The organism is Shewanella inventionis, from assembly GCF_019931735.1.
Taxonomy (GTDB): Bacteria; Pseudomonadota; Gammaproteobacteria; order Enterobacterales; family Shewanellaceae; genus Shewanella; species Shewanella inventionis.
Genome location: NZ_CP082926.1, coordinates 402575 through 421048, shown reverse-complemented (window position 1 = coordinate 421048; position 18474 = coordinate 402575). Strand labels below are relative to the sequence as shown.

Annotated in this window: 16 protein-coding genes and 1 pseudogene; 10 read left to right on the top strand and 7 right to left on the bottom strand. The window is 41.9% G+C overall.

The genetic code is table 11. The features are described 5' to 3' along the window. Positions 1-332 precede the first annotated feature (332 nt). From K8B83_RS01960 to K8B83_RS01950, 3 genes are all read left to right on the top strand, one after another. Positions 333-3761 carry a glycosyltransferase family 2 protein gene (locus tag K8B83_RS01960; RefSeq protein ID WP_223419100.1) on the top strand — a complete coding sequence of 1143 codons (3429 nt, stop codon included), beginning with the start codon at positions 333-335 and terminating at the stop codon, positions 3759-3761. Further along, positions 3742-4821 (top strand): GTP cyclohydrolase II RibA, encoded by a 1080-nt coding sequence (ribA, locus tag K8B83_RS01955; protein WP_317846444.1) that lies wholly within the window; start codon positions 3742-3744, stop codon positions 4819-4821. The genes K8B83_RS01960 and ribA overlap by 20 nt, the downstream gene beginning before the upstream one ends. A 90-nt stretch (positions 4822-4911) precedes the next feature. Next, the gene (locus tag K8B83_RS01950; RefSeq protein ID WP_263283571.1) at positions 4912-5742 is read left to right on the top strand and encodes an asparagine synthase-related protein; all 831 of its coding nucleotides are present in this window, start codon (positions 4912-4914) and stop codon (positions 5740-5742) included. A 116-nt stretch (positions 5743-5858) separates the two neighbouring features. Here the strand turns inward: K8B83_RS01950 and tnpC are convergent, their stop codons facing one another. Genes tnpC through K8B83_RS01935 form a run of 3 tightly spaced genes read right to left on the bottom strand, consistent with a single transcriptional unit; the run spans position 5859 to position 8190 of the window. Beyond that, the gene (gene tnpC / locus K8B83_RS01945) at positions 5859-7493 is read right to left on the bottom strand and encodes an IS66 family transposase (RefSeq protein WP_223419095.1); all 1635 of its coding nucleotides are present in this window, start codon (positions 7491-7493) and stop codon (positions 5859-5861) included. A 23-nt stretch (positions 7494-7516) separates the two neighbouring features. After that, positions 7517-7834: an IS66 family insertion sequence element accessory protein TnpB gene (gene tnpB, locus K8B83_RS01940; protein ID WP_086904928.1), complete on the bottom strand. Its 318-nt coding sequence runs from the start codon at positions 7832-7834 to the stop codon at positions 7517-7519. Continuing rightward, on the bottom strand, positions 7831-8190 hold the full coding sequence (locus K8B83_RS01935) for a hypothetical protein (RefSeq protein ID WP_086904927.1): 360 nt from the start codon (positions 8188-8190) through the stop codon (positions 7831-7833). Before K8B83_RS01935 ends, tnpB begins: the two co-directional genes overlap by 4 nt. A gap of 89 nt (positions 8191-8279) precedes the next feature. Between K8B83_RS01935 and K8B83_RS21605 the strand changes: the two are divergent. The 4 genes and pseudogenes from K8B83_RS21605 to K8B83_RS01920 all read left to right on the top strand — a co-directional run. Continuing rightward, positions 8280-8351 (top strand): annotated as a pseudogene (locus tag K8B83_RS21605) (asparagine synthase-related protein); the annotation flags it as partial. Positions 8352-8399: 48 nt separating this feature from the next. Beyond that, positions 8400-8795: an asparagine synthase C-terminal domain-containing protein gene (locus K8B83_RS01930; protein ID WP_263283593.1), complete on the top strand. Its 396-nt coding sequence runs from the start codon at positions 8400-8402 to the stop codon at positions 8793-8795. After that, entirely contained in the window at positions 8792-9463 is a 672-nt protein-coding gene (locus tag K8B83_RS01925) for an arylamine N-acetyltransferase (RefSeq protein ID WP_223419093.1), read from the top strand. The genes K8B83_RS01930 and K8B83_RS01925 overlap by 4 nt, the downstream gene beginning before the upstream one ends. 539 nt (positions 9464-10002) lie before the next feature. Continuing rightward, entirely contained in the window at positions 10003-10440 is a 438-nt protein-coding gene (locus K8B83_RS01920) for a nucleotidyl transferase family protein (RefSeq protein ID WP_223419091.1), read from the top strand. A gap of 104 nt (positions 10441-10544) precedes the next feature. Here the strand turns inward: K8B83_RS01920 and K8B83_RS01915 are convergent, their stop codons facing one another. Then, entirely contained in the window at positions 10545-11609 is a 1065-nt protein-coding gene (locus K8B83_RS01915) for a CDP-glycerol glycerophosphotransferase family protein (protein WP_223419090.1), read from the bottom strand. Positions 11610-11646: 37 nt separating this feature from the next. Continuing rightward, entirely contained in the window at positions 11647-12840 is a 1194-nt protein-coding gene (locus tag K8B83_RS01910) for a class I SAM-dependent rRNA methyltransferase (protein WP_223419088.1), read from the bottom strand. Between the two features lie 417 nt (positions 12841-13257). On the opposite strand from K8B83_RS01910, the gene K8B83_RS01905 reads away from it, so the two are divergent. The 3 genes from K8B83_RS01905 (at position 13258) to K8B83_RS01895 (ending at position 15858) form a co-directional block, all read left to right on the top strand. Next, complete coding sequence (locus K8B83_RS01905) at positions 13258-14433, top strand: porin (protein ID WP_188739941.1); 1176 nt, start codon at positions 13258-13260, stop codon at positions 14431-14433. Positions 14434-14551: 118 nt separating this feature from the next. After that, positions 14552-15076 (top strand): FMN-binding protein, encoded by a 525-nt coding sequence (locus tag K8B83_RS01900; protein ID WP_223419087.1) that lies wholly within the window; start codon positions 14552-14554, stop codon positions 15074-15076. Positions 15077-15144: 68 nt separating this feature from the next. Next, positions 15145-15858 carry a PepSY-associated TM helix domain-containing protein gene (locus K8B83_RS01895; protein ID WP_223419085.1) on the top strand — a complete coding sequence of 238 codons (714 nt, stop codon included), beginning with the start codon at positions 15145-15147 and terminating at the stop codon, positions 15856-15858. Positions 15859-16216: 358 nt separating this feature from the next. Here K8B83_RS01895 and K8B83_RS01890 read toward each other — a convergent pair whose 3' ends face one another. Together K8B83_RS01890 and K8B83_RS01885 are read right to left on the bottom strand one after the other, a co-directional pair. Next, on the bottom strand, positions 16217-17674 hold the full coding sequence (locus tag K8B83_RS01890; RefSeq protein WP_223419083.1) for an SLC5 family protein: 1458 nt from the start codon (positions 17672-17674) through the stop codon (positions 16217-16219). Between the two features lie 34 nt (positions 17675-17708). Next, on the bottom strand, positions 17709-18473 hold the full coding sequence (locus K8B83_RS01885) for a SapC family protein (protein ID WP_223419081.1): 765 nt from the start codon (positions 18471-18473) through the stop codon (positions 17709-17711). Position 18474 lies beyond the last annotated feature (1 nt).

Here is an 18474-nt window from a genome sequence, read left to right as displayed (position 1 = left end):
TCATACATTTAGTTTAGACTTTAGTTGCGTACTTTATTTAACTTCCACATCGCCTTATTTGTCGGTGGACAACAAACTTCGAAACTCGACAATAAAGATTAGAACTATGATAATAAAGTGAGAAACTTTTCGGTGCTTTTTGTCGTAGTTTGCCTTCTTCTCTGAGAAGGTTTTGTCCAAAAGTGAGTTTCAAACCTTGTTGTCACTTCTTGGCTGTTACATCACGTAGTAATCAGCCCTGTGTAGGAGAAAAGTTTTTATCTTTGTTGTCCAACGACATTATTATGGTGTTAGTGCTTCGTAAGTGTCGTCTTGGCTATTAGCCGAATCAGATGATATTAGTAGCAGTATTGAGTTTGCAGGATAAGAATAAATTGTTATCACCATTGAAGTTAGCTGTAATAGTGGCCACGAAAAACCGCTGTGAGTTATTGATCTCTAGGGCGTTAGAGTCGATAAAGAATCAAACGCGCAGACCGAACTATCTGATAGTTTGTGATGACTCTGATAGTGTATTTCGCCAAGCTAATTTTGAGGCTGTTAATCAATTTACTTCGCCAGATTACAAAACTCTCTATTTGGAAAACAGTCGAACAAGGGGGGCAAGTGGTACATGGAACTCGGCAGTAAATGCTTTATTGGCTAAAGATGAGAGCCCCTGCGAAATAGCTATCGCTTTTCTTGATGATGACGATACTTGGTCGCCTGATTATCTCGAGTATTGTCTGAGGGAAATGCAAGAACAGAGCTTGGACATGGTAGCGTGTGGTATAAACCGTATAGAAGGTAAGCATTTAGATCTCATCCAGAACCCGGCCCCAGAAAAGCTCACGGTATCATCTTTTCTTGTCGGTAATCCCGGCATACAAGGCTCAAATTTATTTCTTCGCCTGAGCACCTTTTTAGAAGCAGGAGGTTTTGATGAATCTCTGAGCAGCTCAACGGATCGCGATCTTTGTATACGTTTGGCTGAGATGAAGACTGTTCGCTATCGTGCCATTCCTGACTATTTAGTAAATCATTATGCAGAGGCTAGCCGGTCAAGGTTAAGTTCCCCTGGCACAGAAAAAAAGCAATCAGGTTTGACTGCATTCTGGCAGAAGTACCATTCCCGAATGTCTGCTGATCAAAGAGGTTGTTTCTCTCAACGGGCACAAGATCTTTTTGGTTGGGAGCCATCAGATGCCAATGTTTGTAACCCGCTAGTAGAAGTTAAAAATAAAGCTCTCGTCTTGATTTTGAACGTTCAGATGAGCGCAGAGCTGATAGAGAAACTTATCGAATTCTTTCTGTATTTTAGCCAACTGGATTTGGTTGGTTTAGATATCGTTTTCCAGGCTAGAAAGGAAGATTTAGAAGCTCATACCAGCACCATTGTTTTGCGTGACTTGGGCGTTGGATGCTTTCCTGTCGAGTCAGTAGAGCTGTTGCATCTATATGGTTCGCAAGTCTCTAAGCTGAGACCAGGCAGTAGAGTGTTAGCACTTAATGGTTTTATAGGTTCAGCGCTAAAAGCATACAGTGATACAGAGGTTTACTTGTCATCCTGCGGGGCACTTGAGCTACCCGAATATGAAAAACAGGTAAAAGTTTACACTAAGTTAGATATTGACGAAATTAACAAGCATATTCACGAACTACGGATTGCTTCTGCTAAACATCGTGTTACTCAGAATTTTAAATCTGAATCTTTGCGAGTCTTAGGTTATGGCTCGGAAGCCATCGTATTCACAGATGGTCAGACGGTTTTTAAATGCATTGATTATTGGAAAACCCGGACGCCTATTGAACTGTTTGGGTTCCTTCGTGACAGCGGCCCGACATGGAGCCACATTCCTGGGCTTTACCCACTTAACTCCGTCGTTAAAGATGGTTCTTGGGTTCTTATCACTTATTCTTATGAAGCAAGTGAGCCTTATCGTGGTGGTTATGAAGCGTTAGTCATCCAGCTCATCAACGGGTGCACTCAAGCGGGAATCGTCTGCAATAACATTCATCCGAAAAATTTGATTCATACGGATGAGGAAGTGAAGCTCATCGATTATGGATCCGATATCAGGCCATGGAATGAGGTAGGCTTTGAGCACATGGCTCGCAGAGCATATCTGAGTTGCTGGTATGCAGCTAGTCCGGATCTTAAAGTCTTGATGCGGCAGTCTTTGAACGATGAAGATATGCCTGAGCTAGAAGGCTTTGCAGAGTTTAGGGCAAAGCTAGATTATCCGGTTCATAACCCATCTAGGCGTGAGTTTACACTGCTGCCAGCATCTAAGGCAGAGCCTTTCGAACTAATCATTGGTGTGATTACTGCGGACCCATTGATGCTGCTGCCGTTGATTAGCAGCTTGCGAGTCCTCGCCGCTCACCCTAGCATTCGCTCGCTTTCTGTTATCGTGCTCTGTAATGGGTGTAGTGCTTTAGCCCTTAAACAGTTACTCAATTCTACAAGCTGGCAGCTACCAAACTTCAAAATCATTTCAGAGCAACAGCAAAGCCAAGATGCCGGTCGTGGCTATTTCGGGCCAGAGATAATGTTGAGGGCGACGGGCCAGGTTGGTATAGCAAAGGCTCGTACAATGCTGCAACGCTATTTAGGCGAGCGGCTCGCAAGATTACCAGATTCAATTGGTTGGATTCTCGATGATGACATGCGGCTCGACATACGCGCTTGTGACTACATCAAGTGGCTTCCTTTATTCCGTGATCAAGATGTGGATATTCTTTTAGGCGCTTATGAAGGCTCGTCGCCCAATCCGCCTCTAAATGGATTGCGAGTTCAGCTAATGGATCTGGTCCATAATTTAGCGTGGATGGCTGAATTACCGGAAGAATCCATTTTGCCAGATCGCTCCAGTGAAAATGACCTATTGCGATCAAAATTTAGTGATTATTACTATGACCTTTCTCGCAAGCATACTGCACACTTGGAGTCACCTCTTTGGCTAGAGCGAAGTTATGAGTTTGAGACTGTAAGAGAAGCTCGTGCTCGGCTCATTTCCGGTGCCGAGAGAATCTTGAATGGTACGCCGATAACGCGCTCAATTGTTGTGCCCGAATGCCTCGATCCTTTGAAAGAGGCTAAAGACTCTGTGAATCGTGGCGGATGCACTTTCATACTGAATCATGAGGCTTTACTGCACACACCTAATTTGATTCCTGCATTGAATGGTAAGGAGGCGAGACGTTCGGATATGGTCTGGGCAATCATCAATCGCTACTATCGTGGCATGACAATCAAATCGGTCTCTTTTCCTGTTTACCATGTTGGCCGTTTTTCAGACAGGCCCTCGGTTAACACAAGTAAGGTGCAAGGTGAAATTGTTGGCTCAGCGCTTTATGCCGGACTAACCGATTTCTTGCGAAATAAACCGGAGCATCAGTTGAGATTCTCAGCAGCAGAAGTCGATGCCATTTACGAAATGACGATTGATCAGATGACGATCAGAATTTCTGCATTAAGGCAAAGTTCCTATCGAATTAAAGGTTTGGTGAATAACTTAAAGTGCTTGTCACTCAGTGATGATCTCATGCCTTTAATAAGCTGCATTGAAAAAGAATTATCTCTTATCGTATACAGAGAAATTGAAAACGCGGTTAAGGGCATGAGTAAAAATGAAATATCCCACTTCCTTCGCCAGCTAGTGCCGGTAACCGAAGCGTATAGCCGCGTTTCTGATGCTAGTCGAGGCACTCTGGATAAATTTGAGTTTGGAAGTGAAGGTGATGATTTAATGGAGTGTATTGTTGAAACTACGAATTGATAATTGGTGCATATTACCTACGACGATAGGTGACTTTCGCATGTATGACACCTCGAATGACAATATCAGTGTTATCTGTATGGGTGATATTCAAAGCCAAGGTGAGCTTCCTCTCTTTCGGATTCATTCATCCTGCAGAGCCTCAGAAGTGTTTGGTGCACTAGATTGTGATTGTGCTGATCAACTGACGGAAACAATGAAGAGCATTGCGATGGAAGGGCGTGGGCTGATTATGTACCAGCAGCAAGAGGGCCGGGGGCATGGTCTATCGATAAAGATAACCGCTGTACGATCCATGGAACGAGATAAATTAGATACCGTTCAGGCATTTGAAGAGCTTGGTATTGAACAGGATATTCGCACTTATGAGGGGGCAGTCGAGCTCTTAAAGAAGCTTAATATATCAGCGGTTCGTCTTGTTTCGAATAATCCTAGGAAACACCAGTACCTGAATGACCATGGTATTCAAACTGGAGTGGTTAATACCAACCCAAATGTTCGCCCAGAAAATAGACTTTATTTGTTCACGAAGAACCAGAAGTTAGGCCATACACTGCCCCTTGACGTTTCAGGCTCCTCTGATTCCGAGCCTGTTTACTTCTATCACTCTGATCAACCTTGGGGTGAGTTATCTAATTTTTCACGTCACTCAGTTTTTATCGATGGATTAATTTGGCCGACTACCGAGCATTACTATCAAGCCCAAAAGTTCACGCATGAGGAACATCAAGAGAAAGTGCGCTGCGCGGCAACCCCGATGCTTGCGAAATCAACCGCCTACCATTTATTGGATCAATTCGGCAGAGCTGACTGGGTGAATATTCGAGAAAGCAACATGTTATCAGCTTTGCGTGCTAAGTTTGCTCAGCACCCAGATCTTGCTGCCAAGCTGTTGAGCTCTGGGAGTCGACAGCTGGTCGAACGAACAACAAACGATGAGTACTGGGGAGATCCTGGGGACGGCTCAGGTCAGAACAGACTTGGTCAATTGTTGATGCTGGTACGCTCAGAGCTGATGTCGCAAGCGGAGTTGTCATCGTTACAGGTTGCTCATAGCTAGATGTGTGGCTTGGTATTAATAGCAGGTCCCAAAAGCCAGGGACTGATTTCGGATTGTACAAAGAGACTTAGGCACCGAGGTCCAGATAGTATGAGCATCTGGAAAGCTGACGGGGTTGCTCTGGGCTTTCAGAGGCTTGTGATAAATGGCGATGAAGAACAAGGACGCCAACCTTATGAAGTCCAAGGTTGGGCTGCAGTCATAAATGGTGAGATCTACAATTACCGCGACCTAATTGCTAAGCATAAATTACCTGAATCTCAATGCGACACTGCTGTCATCTTGCCTCTTTTTTTGCAAATGAAAGAGAGTGTGATCGATGAATTAGATGGGTTTTATGCTGCTGCTCTGGTGAACCCTGAAAGAACAGCAGCAATTTGTTTGCGTGACGCCATGGGGAAAAAGCCGCTATTTGTGGGCTCATTCGAAGGAACTGTGTTCATTACGAGTGAGCTTAAAGCTCTGCCAGCGGCAGATTGGTTTAAAGCTTTGCCAAAAGGCGTATCTAAGGTGGATTTGAAAACTGGTCATGTTGAGTTCTTAAAAGAAAATCCAAAATTGGCTAGTGAAAGTCAGTTGGTAGGTGCATTGGTTGATGGAGTTCGAAAGAGATTACCTAGCCCTGATCAACCCTTAGGTGTTTTCCTTAGCGGAGGTCTTGATAGCTCACTAATTGCCAGTATTGCTTCTTCCTATAGAGACGATATTAAATACTTTACTCTGGGATGTCATGATAGTCAGGACTCAGTCGCGGCTCAGACAGTCGTAGAGTATTTGGGATTAAAAAACGTTTCTTATATCTCATTGCCACACGAGGATGAAATTCCTGAGTTAGTATCCGCTGTTGTATACGCAACGGAGAGCTATAACCCATCAGTGATAAGCAATGGCCTGTCAACATTTTTGTTAGCTAGAGCGTGAGCTTACGGCAGCATGGCGTGACATAAGTAATAAAGCAAAAAATCTGGTTTCTTAAATTTCAGGCACGGCAATACTTAGGCCACTGGCCCAAGCATTGCTTGATTATGAGCGGTTTATTATTGGTATTGGTCGAGATAATTCCAAGGTAGGTATTTTTCAGGATGCTTTTTTGCATCATCCGCATCTCGTTGCAGTCGCGTAAAGTAATCAAATACATTGATGCCTGCTTCATTGCCTGTTGCTATCATCGACGTGATAACATCGCCAATGTTCGCACCGAGTAAGCTTTTACGAAACATCGCATTTTTTCTATCTCGCACCACTATTTTTAACATCGATTCTATGCGGTTATTATCTATTTTTACCCCTTCGTGATGGCAAAATAAACTCAGCCCGTCATAGTGTTTTAAAAAATAACGGATAGCTTTGCCTAGACCGCTATTTTCTTCAATGCTTTCATTAGTAAAGTGCTTTTCACCCCAACTTTTAATCGCTTCAAGTATGGGTAATGAATGTTGCTGATGGTACTCAAGTCGCTCGCGTGCGGTGAGTTCACGTTCAATGGTTGTCTGTTCATTGCGCCAAACTTCACCATAGAGTGTGAGTATATTTTCAACCTCTTCGGGGAAATGATTAATGACATCGACAAACTGGCGCCTTGCATGGCTATTACAAAGTGATGTTTCAACCTCGCAAGTACTTGGCTGATTACTGGCGAGCGCATCACTCATTAATATCGGTGCGACTGTGACTTGTCGTTTGTAGAGTATGCGGTCGATAAACTCACCTGCGTGCCCAATATTGGTTTCAAATAACACAATATCATGGCCCGTTTTTAAGCTGGCAATCACTCCTGATGTATAAACACCTGAGCGCAAGCGTGTTTTCTCGCTATTACGTACTTTCTTTTCAACTGGCTTGGCGTCAAGAATACGGTGGGTGGTGTCATCTAAGTAATAGTGCTTTGCATCGCCAGCCAACTCAAACAAGTGCTGGTAAACAGGATAAATCGCATCACAGACAAGCTCTACTTGGTCAAACACCGTCGACGCAGTGATGTTGACGCCCAATAGCTTTTGGATGTTGCCTTGACGATAAAAAGGTAGCCCTGCAAAGTATTTATAAATCGCCATTAACGCACGCGCAGAGTAACCATATTTTTGATGACTATTACCGTCATGTAATACTTCATCGGGCAGGTTTGCCGTGAAATAGGCACCACACGCATTGCAACGCAAGCGCTCCATAATATGTTGCTCTGGGGTAAAAGGCGTTTGCCCTGTAATGCGCAACAAACTGCCAGGCTCGACTTTATAGACCTTACCTTTCAAACATTCTGGGCAGCTATCCCCTTTATTTACTTCGTTTAACGCATGTTTGATGATAACCGGTTTGACCTGTGTAAAGTCTTCATCCTGTGTTTTTAGTTTTTTACTTTTCTTGCTGGTTTTTTTCTGTGCTTTACACAGGTCGCTTTGTTTTTCTGATGATTTTTCAATCCCAAGTAACTTACGTAATTTATGCACGGTGATACCGTGGTCAGCTAGCTTGTTTTGTGTTGTTGTTAATGTCAGTAACGCATCAAGCAATAACTGATAATCATCAGCGCTAAGCGCAAGATTATTTTCTTTGGCTTCAATCACTCGCTTGATTAAATCATCGAGAGATTGTGCATCGATATCGTTAAAAGGTTTTGCCACAATAAGCCTTTTGCCTGCGGGAATAAAAAAGAGGATGGAGTATGATCCCATTTAAAATGAAATCAAGCGGTTATTTATAATGGGTGGTAATTCCCGCTGAGCAATTGCCGTAAATGTTTGGCGTCCACGGACGTCATGGCACTATTAATGGTTGGCCAGCCAGAGAACTTGCCCTTAGATAAACGCTTTGTCATCAACCAAAAACCGTTATTTTCATAAGCGAGTGCGCGCACCATGGTTTTGTTACGATTAATAAAAACAAACAAGGTACCAGAGCGAGGCTCACAATGAAGGCGTTGTTTACACAGCGTAGCTAACCCATCAATGCCTTGACGAAAATCAGCGGGCTGGGTAGCAATCAAAATGTCGCTATGACGGGTTAAATGGATCATGATTTTATGGCCTCAATTAACTGAGCAAACCGTGTTTCGCTGACTTCGCCAGATACGGCTAAAGAATTGCCATTGTTGAACTTCAGGGAGATAGAAAGCGACTCGGTTATCGGCGTTGCATTGGGTAGTGAAATAAAGTGATTTGATACATCACTTGATGAGTTGGCGGTAAGCCAAGTATTGAATTGCTCATGACTAATACGCAACTTTTTAACAATGGTTGTTTTTGAGTAATGCGGTAAAAGGGCGATCGCTTGCTGGCGCAAATTTTCAGGGATTGCACTACCTCGAGAAGGTTTATTGCTTCGCCACTGTTCAAAGTTAGCGAGGGTGTTAAGGAGTTTATCTGGCATCATTGTGACCGGGTTGATTTAGTTACAATGATTAAATCAGGTTAATTGAAATAAGTTGAGCTACGCTGCCGTAAGCTCACGCTAGAGCTGCTAAAGATGCGGGCATTAAAGTGGTGTTAACTGGAGAAGGAGCGGATGAACTCTTTGGCGGATATCACCAATTCGCAGAAAGTAACCCGTGGCAAATAACGAGAAATCAACTTATCAATGATATGGAATTTACTGAGTTAAGACGGCTCGATCTCTCCTGTATGGCCAACGCTATCGAGCCAAGGTGCCCATTTTTGGATCGAGATGTAAAAGCCTTTAGTGATCAATTGGGTTATGACCAGTTGTATAGCGCTAAGAGCAACAAAATTGCCTTGAGGCAGTATTTCTCGGAGTACCTTCCTGAAGCCATTATCAACCGCCCAAAAACATCTTGTGATGTAGGGAGTGGGATTCGAGGTATGGTTGTCCGCTATTTGCGACGAAATGGACGATCAGAGCGCGAAGAGTTGTTAGAAATTTGGCGCACTCATTTTAAATTTGATCCAGTAGAGGGCTATTTTCACTCATATCCAGTATTCGATGCCGCCATCGATATTCGAGGAGAAGTTCACCGTTGATTGACCAAATTGAGCTGTTGATGCTTGAGCACTTCAGGCACATTCCTTTCCATAACTTGAGTTTGCTATATGGAGAGCCCTGCGAAAATAAGATTCTTGGAGGAACTTGCTCGGATAAAACGCTGGCATTTCTTGCCGATGTACGTGATCGAGGTGTCGATGCTCATTTGCATACTGCTTATATAGGAGGAACAGAGATCCACCGCTTGGTGAGAGTGCAAATTAACGCTCGTAGTTTCTATGCTGATATTGGCAATGGTTGGCCTGCACTTAAGCTATTTCCTATGGATGAAGAAATCTCTTTCGAATGCTTTGGCATGAAATATCGTACTGAGATAACTAATGGTTGGGTGCGAGTCTTTCACGAGAAACAAGGCATGGAAAGCCCGCAGATGAGCATAAACAACACAAAACGCTCTGAAACAGAGATTCTAGAGCAAATCCGCTCCAGATATACCTCGGGAATTAATTACCCATTCTCTAACAGTTTGCGATTTTCACTCATCGTTGGAAACGAATTCCTATTCCTAAGGGGCAACCGCTTAGAGAGGTACTCAGACTCCGGCTTTTCGGTTCAAGAATTGAATGAGCAGGGTATACCACATATAATACAAAAAGAGTTTGGGTTTGATGTCAGCTTTTATTTTGAAGAGCATGCTGCAGGCTAGAGCTTGTGTATGGTTTTTGTTAGCAACTTTATTGTATTGACTTTGATATGTGGAATAGTTAATAGTGCAAAAAGTTAACAACTTTATTAATTTATGTGAAGAATCACTATAATAAAATCAATAGCTTATAGGTATACTTATTAACATCTTTATTGTTCACCGACATTGTGTGTTGAGAGGGTTCGGGGTTAGTCATAAATATAGCGACTAACTGAAAAGTTAGAAACTAAACAAGTTAGCTACTGTGAAATGTTCGAAACTAATAAAAAGCGACTGACTCATTGAGTGGTCGCTTTTTTATTGAAATAAACCTTGTGTAAGTATGGCTGGAATTCAGTATGCCACTACAGTGCAAGGATCTTGTTGGTTATTAGTTGAAGTCTGCTTTGCTTGATCAATCATGTATTCTAATGTCGCTAGCTCACCATAATCTATATTTAACTGTTGCTTTGTGACCGTTTTGCAATCGCTATCAGCTAGACTAAGTTTGGTTGTTACTTTTGATTTTTATAAATCTACTCAACGGATGAAGTGTTAACTTGAAATGTAAAAACAATCTTGGGCGAAAAAAGCATGCTGCAGTGAAAATATGCTTTGGTGCGACGCTTGGTATGGCTTTTATGGTAGCGAATACCAGCCCTTTTATTACATCAATGTTGGCGATTATTGTTGTTGGGGTAACAAGTGACGAAATATCTATGTCGGCAAAAAATAAAAAGCCGGCTATTCCATTCCAAGAGCGCTTGGAAGTTGTAGAAGCAATAAAGTTTGTCGATGAAGTTGTACCACAAATGAGCTATGACAAACTAGCAGCAAGGAATAACCTAAAGTTTGACAAAATGTTTGTTGGTGATGATTGGAAAGGTACTGACAAATGGATTGAAATTGAAAGGTTTTGCAAAATTATGCGTAGACATTATGTATTTATCACATACGGCTCATACCTCAAGCTCTATACTTCGAGACGTATTAAGTAGAATCAAATAACCGACAGACAATTTTGTGATACAACGCCCTTGTCGTGTTATCTTTAAGGGCGAATATCTCATCAAACCTCATAGAAAATTCAATATTATGAGTGCTAACTCCAACGATAGTATTTTAACTTTTTACGTATTTTTAAACGGCGAATTAAATTAAACGGTTTTGCTTTTAAATGATCAGTGCCTGAAGCGACAAGTTTATCAATCGCGTCTAATGTTCTTTCACTCGACAAACCATCTTGGTAGGGATGAATCGCATTACAATGAGTGGTGATATTTTGTAAAAGCATTTCACTGCGTTGAAATGCGTTGTCTAGCATGTTTTCGAGTTGGTCTGCTTGTTGAAAATTGATCATCCACTCTTCTGGGCGGCGGTTATTGAACGCCACAACGACTTTTTCTTGTAATGCGAATTCAGCGAGTATTGACGAAGTATCTGACAATAAAACATCTGCTGCTTGCAATAGCGGTATCACATCGCCGGTTTCAATAAACTGCAACGTGTCACTTGTTAAGCCTTTAAACATTTCAATTTCTTCAGCGGTTGCTTTGGGATGCAGTTTAACAATCCATTGCCAATCTCTGCTTTGAGCCAATTGCTTTATATAAGGATATAACGCATAAGTGCTGGTTAGGCTGGGTGAAAACGTTGGCGCATACAAAATAACAGGTTTATCTGATTTAAATTGATGTGTATCAGGGTGTAATGAAAATAATGGATCAAGTTTTGACCAACCGGTTTCAACTATCTCACAAGTACCATCATTGATTGAGCTAAAACCTTGGGTAATGTTTGGCCCTTGAGTGCAATATAAATCAAAAAAGCCTCGAATATTAAATTTGCCTTTTTTGCCGGAGTCAAAACCATGAAAAACTTGTACTTTTACTCCAGGGAAAAAGTCAGGTATAAAATTACCCGGTGCAAGTGTTGCGTGAGGATTAAATTGTTTCACCTGGTATACATCGAGTAAACGCAGATCATCAGCCTTAAGAAACTTTTCAGCTTCACTACCCTTAGGGATAAACCACGCCACTTTACCGCCGCGTTTATTTATCGCTTTTTCTAATGGTCTAAGTACGCTAAAAGAGTATGACAAGGTTACATAAAATAAATAGCGCATTTGATTATTTGTCTTACTGTTATTATCTACCTGATTTAACATGTTTTAATCCTACATTGCCTGTAACAATAATTGCTTATTACCAAACGCGAGCAACCAAGCCTTTAAGGTAATACCCCTCAGGGAATGCGCTACTTATTGGGTGATCGCTTGCTTGATGCATACGTTCAACAAATTGCACTTCTCGTTTGGCATCTAATGCTGCATCAGCAACGACTTTCTGGAATAACTCTGACTGCATTAAGCCTGAACATGAGAAGGTGAGTAGTATGCCGCCTGGATTAAGTAACTGCATGGCAATCATATTGATGTCTTTGTAGCCACGACATGCACCATCTAACTGTGATTTATTATCCGCAAATTTAGGTGGATCGAGTACGATAACATCGAAGGTTTTACCTTCATCGCGGTATTGGCGCAGTAGTTTAAATACGTCGGCTTCGTTGTAATTTACATGGTCATCATTAAGGTTGTTAATGGCCATATTGTCACGCGCGGTTTGCAGTGCTAAACCTGACACATCAACGTTTTCAATACTGGCCGCCCCCGCTTTAGCTGCATACAAACCAAAGGTGCCTGTGTAACAAAAACAGTTAAGTACCGATTTACCTTTAACAAAACGAGCCGCCATTGCGCGGTTGTCGCGTTGGTCTAAATAAAAACCGGTTTTATGGCCTTTTACGACATCGACTGCGATTTTAATGCCGTTTTCTTCAATGATGACTGGCATTGGTGGTAGTTCACCGTGCAGTAGCCCCATTACTGGTGCTAAGCCTTCTTTTTTACGAGAATCGACATCTGAGCGTTCATACACGGCGCAATCTGGATATTGCTGCACGAGTTGCTCAACAATAGTGTCGCGCCACTTTTCTGCACCGGCACTGAGAAGTTGGCATACAAGCACATTGGCATAACGGTCAATGGTGATACCGGGTAGCCCATCTGACTCAGCCGCAATAAGGCGATACCCGGTTAACCCTTGTTCGCGGATTAAATCATCACGTCCAGCTTGAGCGCGTTTAATGCGTCTTGCAAAAAAGTCGCCGTTAATTTCTTCTTGTTTATCGAAGGTCCATACCCTGACTTGAATTTGCGACTCGGGCGACCAGGCTCCGCGTCCTAACCAGCGTCCATCGTGTGCCACTACATCAACGGTATCACCTGCTTGAGGTTTACCACCATTCACATTATGTATGCCGTTGGAAAAGACCCAAGGGTGACGACGATCGAGTGAGCGTTCGCGGCCGGGTTTAAGTTTAATTCTGATAGCCATGGTGTTGCCTAATGTCGATAAAAAGTGAATAACGTTTTCGCAATGCCACTCATCTTTGTCTTTGTGACGCGTGATGAAATAAGCCTATTGCGACGAGTGCAGATCATAGCGTGTTTTGGGGTTAAAAACCTGACAAATCATCATTAATAAGTGGAGTTTTTTTGTTGCGGTTAGGGTTTAATTCCCAATCAAAGCGAAATACGTATCTTCAAGTTGATTGGGCATTGTTGCGGTTATTTGAGTTTTAGTTTGGCTAATCCTGACAAATATCAGTTTATTCATTTTATGTGATACAGGCCCTGTAAACTAAATGGTAATAATTTGCATTAACATAAACGTTATGTATAATCCCCATAAAATTTACACTGCTTTACATAAATTTACGATATTATTCACATTGACCTATCAGGATAAAAAATGAAAAAAACGTTAATTGCGGCAACTTTATTAAGCCTGTTTTCTAGCCAATACGCTACGGCATCTGACGAAACAACCGAATTACGCCAAATCATTGAACAGCAACAAAAAGTGTTGAAAGATCTTGAAAAGCGCCTTGAACAAACTGAAAAACGCGTAGAAACCACAGCTGATGTTGTTGAGTCTACCGCGTCTAGCAAGTCTGCTACCACTATTGGTGGCTATGGTGAATTGCACTATAACAACATTACTGATAACAAAACCGGTACCGATAAAAAAGAATTCGACTTTCACCGCTTTGTATTATTTGTTGGCCATGAGTTTAATAGCACAACCCGTTTTTTCTCTGAGCTAGAAGTTGAACATTCATTAGCGGGTGAAGGTAAAAAAGGTGAAGTTGAGTTAGAGCAAGCTTATATTGAGCATGACTTTAATGAGATGTACACAGGTAAAGCGGGTCTATTTTTAATGCCAGTGGGTATTATCAACGAAACTCATGAGCCGAATACGTTTTATGGTGTTGAGCGTAACCCAGTTGAAAAAGACATTATCCCTGCAACATGGTGGGAGGCTGGTTTAACGCTTAATGTGAAAGCCGCTCCAGGTTTAGCGTTTGATACGGCCGTAACCTCTGGTTTGTATTTAGACCAAAGCTCGGGTTATAAAATCCGTAATGGTCGTCAAAAAGTGTCTGAAGCCAAAGGTGAAGATTTAGCTTACAGCGGCCGTGTTAAATACACTGCCGTACCGGGTTTAGAGCTAGCGGCTACTGTGCAATACCAATCAGATTTAACTCAAGGTGAAGCGGGCGTTGATACTGCATCTGCAACCTTATTAACGGCACATGCTATTTACAGCATTGAAAACTTTACCGTTAAAGCATTATTTGCGCAGTGGGACATCGACGGTCAAGAAGCTGAAGCATTAGGCCGCGATAAGCAAAATGGTTTCTATATTGAACCAGCTTACCGCATTAACGATCAGTTTGGTGTATTTGCGCGATACAACGAGTGGGACAACAATGCAGGTAACAGTGCAGAAACTAAGAAAAAGCAAACTAACGTAGGTGTGAACTACTGGTTACACGAAAACGTAGTCTTTAAAGCTGACTTTGAAAAAATCACTGGTGCAGCAGATTCGGACGGCTTTAACCTAGGTGTTGGTTATCAGTTCTAAATACTGATAAGTGTTAACGCCATTTATCGGTAAAATTGATTATCGATAATAATTTGGGTGCCAACAGTGTATATTGTCGGCACCCTTATTTTTAATTGTTTATGGATGGTATGCGCTAATGTTTCGTTTCGCTTTAGTCTTTTTTATACTGTTATTTTTAGGGTATCTTCCAACGCAGACCGCACACGCTGCCACTCAATATCAGTCAAATGATGCATTTATAAGCCAGGCATTTAACGGCAATAGTGGTGAGGCTAAGGTGTTATGGCTCGATGATGATTTAAAGCAAGCGGTAGAGGCTATTTTAGCGCATCGATTTAATAAAATGCGCGTACGTTATTGGCTGCACAATAATGAAACCGTGTGGATTATGGATGAAATTGGTAAAGAATCGCCGATTACTGTTGGTATTCACGTAAAAGATCAGCAAATTGCTCAAACCAAAGTATTGGTGTACCGAGAAAGCCGTGGTGATGAAGTTCGCCATGATTTTTTTACCGATCAATTTAAAGCGGCCAAGTTAACTGAACAACATCAACTCGATAAACACATTGACGGTATCACAGGGGCAACCTTGTCGGTAAGAGCATTAACAAAACTGTCGCGTATTGCGCTGTTGCTTGATGCCCATATTAATCAATAAGCCATGTTAAGCAGGTTAGCGTGACAACTCCCTATCGAAAAAACACACTCCGTATCAGATTTTTACGTATGCTTCGCCCTTGGCATCGCCGTTTAGGCTTGGCGAGTGCATTATTTATTTTATTGTTAACGTTAACGGGTGTGGCGATTAATCACAGCGACGACCTGGGGTTAGATAAAACGGGGGTGACTCAGGCATGGTTACTGGATTATTACGGCATTGCTGCACCTAAGCATGTTGCTCAATTTGGTCACGGCCCTTCCGCGTTATACATTACCGACAACTTATTGTGGCAAAACCAACAAATGATTTTAGAAGCGGCCGACACACTGATCAGCGCCGCTTACACCAGTAATATGCTGGTAGCAATTGATGCCCAACAGTTATATTTATTTGATAAGCACGGCCAATTACAAGAAACCCAAAATACTAGTACAGGTCTTCCGCCTGGGTTATTCGCGCTGGCCATAATTGATGACCGGGTATGGCTAAATACAGAAAGTGGAGTATTTAAAGCCGACGATCAACTCATTGAATGGCAAGAAGTTAGCGCATTGACAACGCCTGTTGTCTGGTTGAATAAAAGCGATACTTTGGATACCGATATCATTAATCTGGCCCGTAGTGCTAACTTGAGCTGGCAACGGGTGATGCTTGATTTGCACAGCGGGCGCTTGTTTGGTCATTTAACAATATGGCTGTGGGACTTGTTTGCCCTAGCACTATTGATGGTATCGTTGAGCGGTTTTTGGATTTGGCTTAAGCAAAAACCGCCAAGGTAGTTAATATGATTAACGGGTGTTCAATACTTTTGAGTGTTAATAATAAACGCTGAGCTTGAATGTTAATTGTTCATATAAATGTCACGCTCTAAAACTCTAGCTTAAAAAAGAGCGTAAATTGCAATTGAATTGCCTATGCGCTTTTCGTTTAACATACTAGTGTTAGTTGAACTCTTCGTGCTGCGTTTGTTGACCTTTTTACGGCGTTATCGATTTACTACACCTCAAAGTCTCATCTTGTATAAGTGGCTAATAATTCGTAAACACAACCTTGAAAGTTTAACAGGCCCCAATATAAAACAGGGTGATGTTTTTGGCATCACCCTGTTTTTGAGCAAGGATATTATTGATTTAAATTTTAAGCGCTAGGAATAGCTTCATCACCTTTACGAGCCAATGAGGCGGTTTTTTTAAACACAAACCGATTGGTGAATAATGCAAAGCCGATACAGGCAATTAATGTAACTGGCATTAAGTGAATGTAATGCAAGGTTACAAAAAACGGTGAAAATTCAAATGTCATCGAAGCGTATAACAATACGCCCATAATAACCGCCGCAATACCGGCACGAGCATCAATATTTTTAAACAGTAAACCCACAATAAATATCGATAAAATTGGCATGCTGAGTAAACCATTTAATTGCTGTAGTAGGTTGATGATACTTTCAGCTTGTTGGTAAATAGGCACTAATACTAATGTGAGTGTGCTTAATAATAATGTAACCCAACCACTTAGCTTAACGACGTTAGGGTCTTTTTTGATGTAGGTTTCGTGAATATCACATACATACAGGGCGGTTGCTGAGTTAAGCAAGCTATTGTAAGTCGACAATACGGCTGCTGCCATTGCTGCTGCAAATACGCCAGTTAACCAGGTTGGCATGACATCACCCACAATACGGCCATAGGCAGCATCACCAATGTCACCGTAGAGTTTGTACGACACTATGCCTGGGATCACCACAATAGCCGGTACAATTAAAATACGAATACCAGCGGCTGCAAATACCCCTTTTTGAGCTTCTTTTAGTGTGGGAGCTGCCATTGCGCGTTGGGTAATGGTTTGGTTTGTGCCCCAATAATACATTTGAATAAAAATCATGCCGGTAAGCAATGTATGCCAAGGTAAAGGCGAGTCATTGTCACCAATAAAAGTTAAGCGTTCTGCTGGAATGTCGCTAAAGTCAAAGTTAATGGCTTGCAGCGATAAAAACACGACCAACATTGCCATGCTAAGTAACAACACGCCAGAATAAGTGTCAGAAACCGCAACTGCTCTTAATCCACCAAAGAAAGCATATATTGCACCTAACACAGTAAAGCCGACAGCGATGTACATTAGCGGTATGTTGACGTTAAACATGGTTTGCATAAATAGCGCCCCAGAGTAAATCACCGCAGGCATATAAATAAAGGCATTGCCAAGCAAAAAGATGCTGCCAATAACGGCTCTTATGTGTTTGTTGTTGTATCGTTTTTCTAATAATTCGGTGGTGGTAGTACAGTTGTAACGGTAGTAAACGGGTAAAAAAACTTTCGCTAAAATAATTAAGCCTATAACAGCTGAAAATTCCCACCAGGCAAGTAATGCCATTTGGTTACCGTTCATCCCCACGAGTTGGTCAGTACTTAAGTTAGTTAAGGTGATTGAGCCAGCAACAAATACCCAGCTTAAGCCTCCACCAGCTAAAAAGTATTCTTTATTTTGCGAACTCTGTTGGCGGTTGGCTCCGCGACATTTTATGTAAGTTAATAAACCAATAATTGCCGTGACCAGGGCAAATACCGATAATTGGATCATGTTTTCAGACATTTTTTTTCCTTTCCCAATAAGGTGTTGGGTATTGTTATGCTGCCGTTGAGTTTTTACTGACTTCTAGTTTTATACTTTTTATTGGCGTTAACGTTTGGATCTTGTTGTGCTTTTTGATGAGTGCGTTTAGTTGAAATAGCGACATCAACATTGATTGTATTGGTGCTAAATAGCCTTTTTGATGCAGCTCAAATAAGGTGTCTTTATTAAGCGATTGCAGTTTGTCTTCGTCGATGGTGTACAGGCCAGATAAACTCGGTGTGTTGCCATTTTGCTGTTGGATTAAAATATTTATTGGGCGTAATAAACCGAGTTGGTTGATGTAGTGGCTAAATTCCTGGGTGCGAATATCATTTTTGATGTCGGCTTCAAGTAACGTTTTTATTCTGGATAAATGCAGTGATGCTTTGCCATTGGTTTCAAAAATAGGCTGACCGCTGGTGGTTGAAAACACAGGGTGTGCCTCATCTATCCCTATGGTGTATTGCTGTGGGTTTTCTGGTGATTTCATCAAGAAAAACGGAAATGTTTGCATGTTGGCGGGTGTGTGCAATGCGCTCCATTGGCCTTGATCAATAAACAAATTACTGCCTTGCTCAAAACTGGTAAAACCGGTTAACACCCATTGGCCATTTTGGCTGTTGCGCACATAAAAAATAGGCATGCAACAAGCCGCTTGGCTGACTTCGGTTACACGTAAATTCATGATGTTTTGTTGTTGGGCAAACTGAATGGCACAGTCGTCTGCTATGCGTAATTCTTGATGTTGTTGTGGTGTTAATTCTGTCAGTGTTTTCATA

Bases quoted from the DNA above. Each gene is read 5' to 3' on its own strand.
- tnpB (WP_086904928.1), bottom strand. From the start codon at position 7,834: ATGATCCATTTAACCCGTCATAGCGACATTTTGATTGCTACCCAGCCC.
- K8B83_RS01900 (WP_223419087.1), top strand. From the start codon at position 14,552: ATGTTTCGTTTCGCTTTAGTCTTTTTTATACTGTTATTTTTAGGGTAT.
- K8B83_RS01895 (WP_223419085.1), top strand. From the start codon at position 15,145: ATGCTTCGCCCTTGGCATCGCCGTTTAGGCTTGGCGAGTGCATTATTT.
- K8B83_RS01960 (WP_223419100.1), top strand. From the start codon at position 333: ATGATATTAGTAGCAGTATTGAGTTTGCAGGATAAGAATAAATTGTTA.
- K8B83_RS01915 (WP_223419090.1), bottom strand. From the start codon at position 11,609: ATGTTAAATCAGGTAGATAATAACAGTAAGACAAATAATCAAATGCGC.
- tnpC (WP_223419095.1), bottom strand. From the start codon at position 7,493: ATGGGATCATACTCCATCCTCTTTTTTATTCCCGCAGGCAAAAGGCTT.
- K8B83_RS01930 (WP_263283593.1), top strand. From the start codon at position 8,400: ATGGAATTTACTGAGTTAAGACGGCTCGATCTCTCCTGTATGGCCAAC.
- K8B83_RS01910 (WP_223419088.1), bottom strand. From the start codon at position 12,840: ATGGCTATCAGAATTAAACTTAAACCCGGCCGCGAACGCTCACTCGAT.
- K8B83_RS01885 (WP_223419081.1), bottom strand. From the start codon at position 18,473: ATGAAAACACTGACAGAATTAACACCACAACAACATCAAGAATTACGC.
- K8B83_RS01935 (WP_086904927.1), bottom strand. From the start codon at position 8,190: ATGATGCCAGATAAACTCCTTAACACCCTCGCTAACTTTGAACAGTGG.
- K8B83_RS01905 (WP_188739941.1), top strand. From the start codon at position 13,258: ATGAAAAAAACGTTAATTGCGGCAACTTTATTAAGCCTGTTTTCTAGC.
- K8B83_RS01890 (WP_223419083.1), bottom strand. From the start codon at position 17,674: ATGTCTGAAAACATGATCCAATTATCGGTATTTGCCCTGGTCACGGCA.
- K8B83_RS01950 (WP_263283571.1), top strand. From the start codon at position 4,912: ATGAGCATCTGGAAAGCTGACGGGGTTGCTCTGGGCTTTCAGAGGCTT.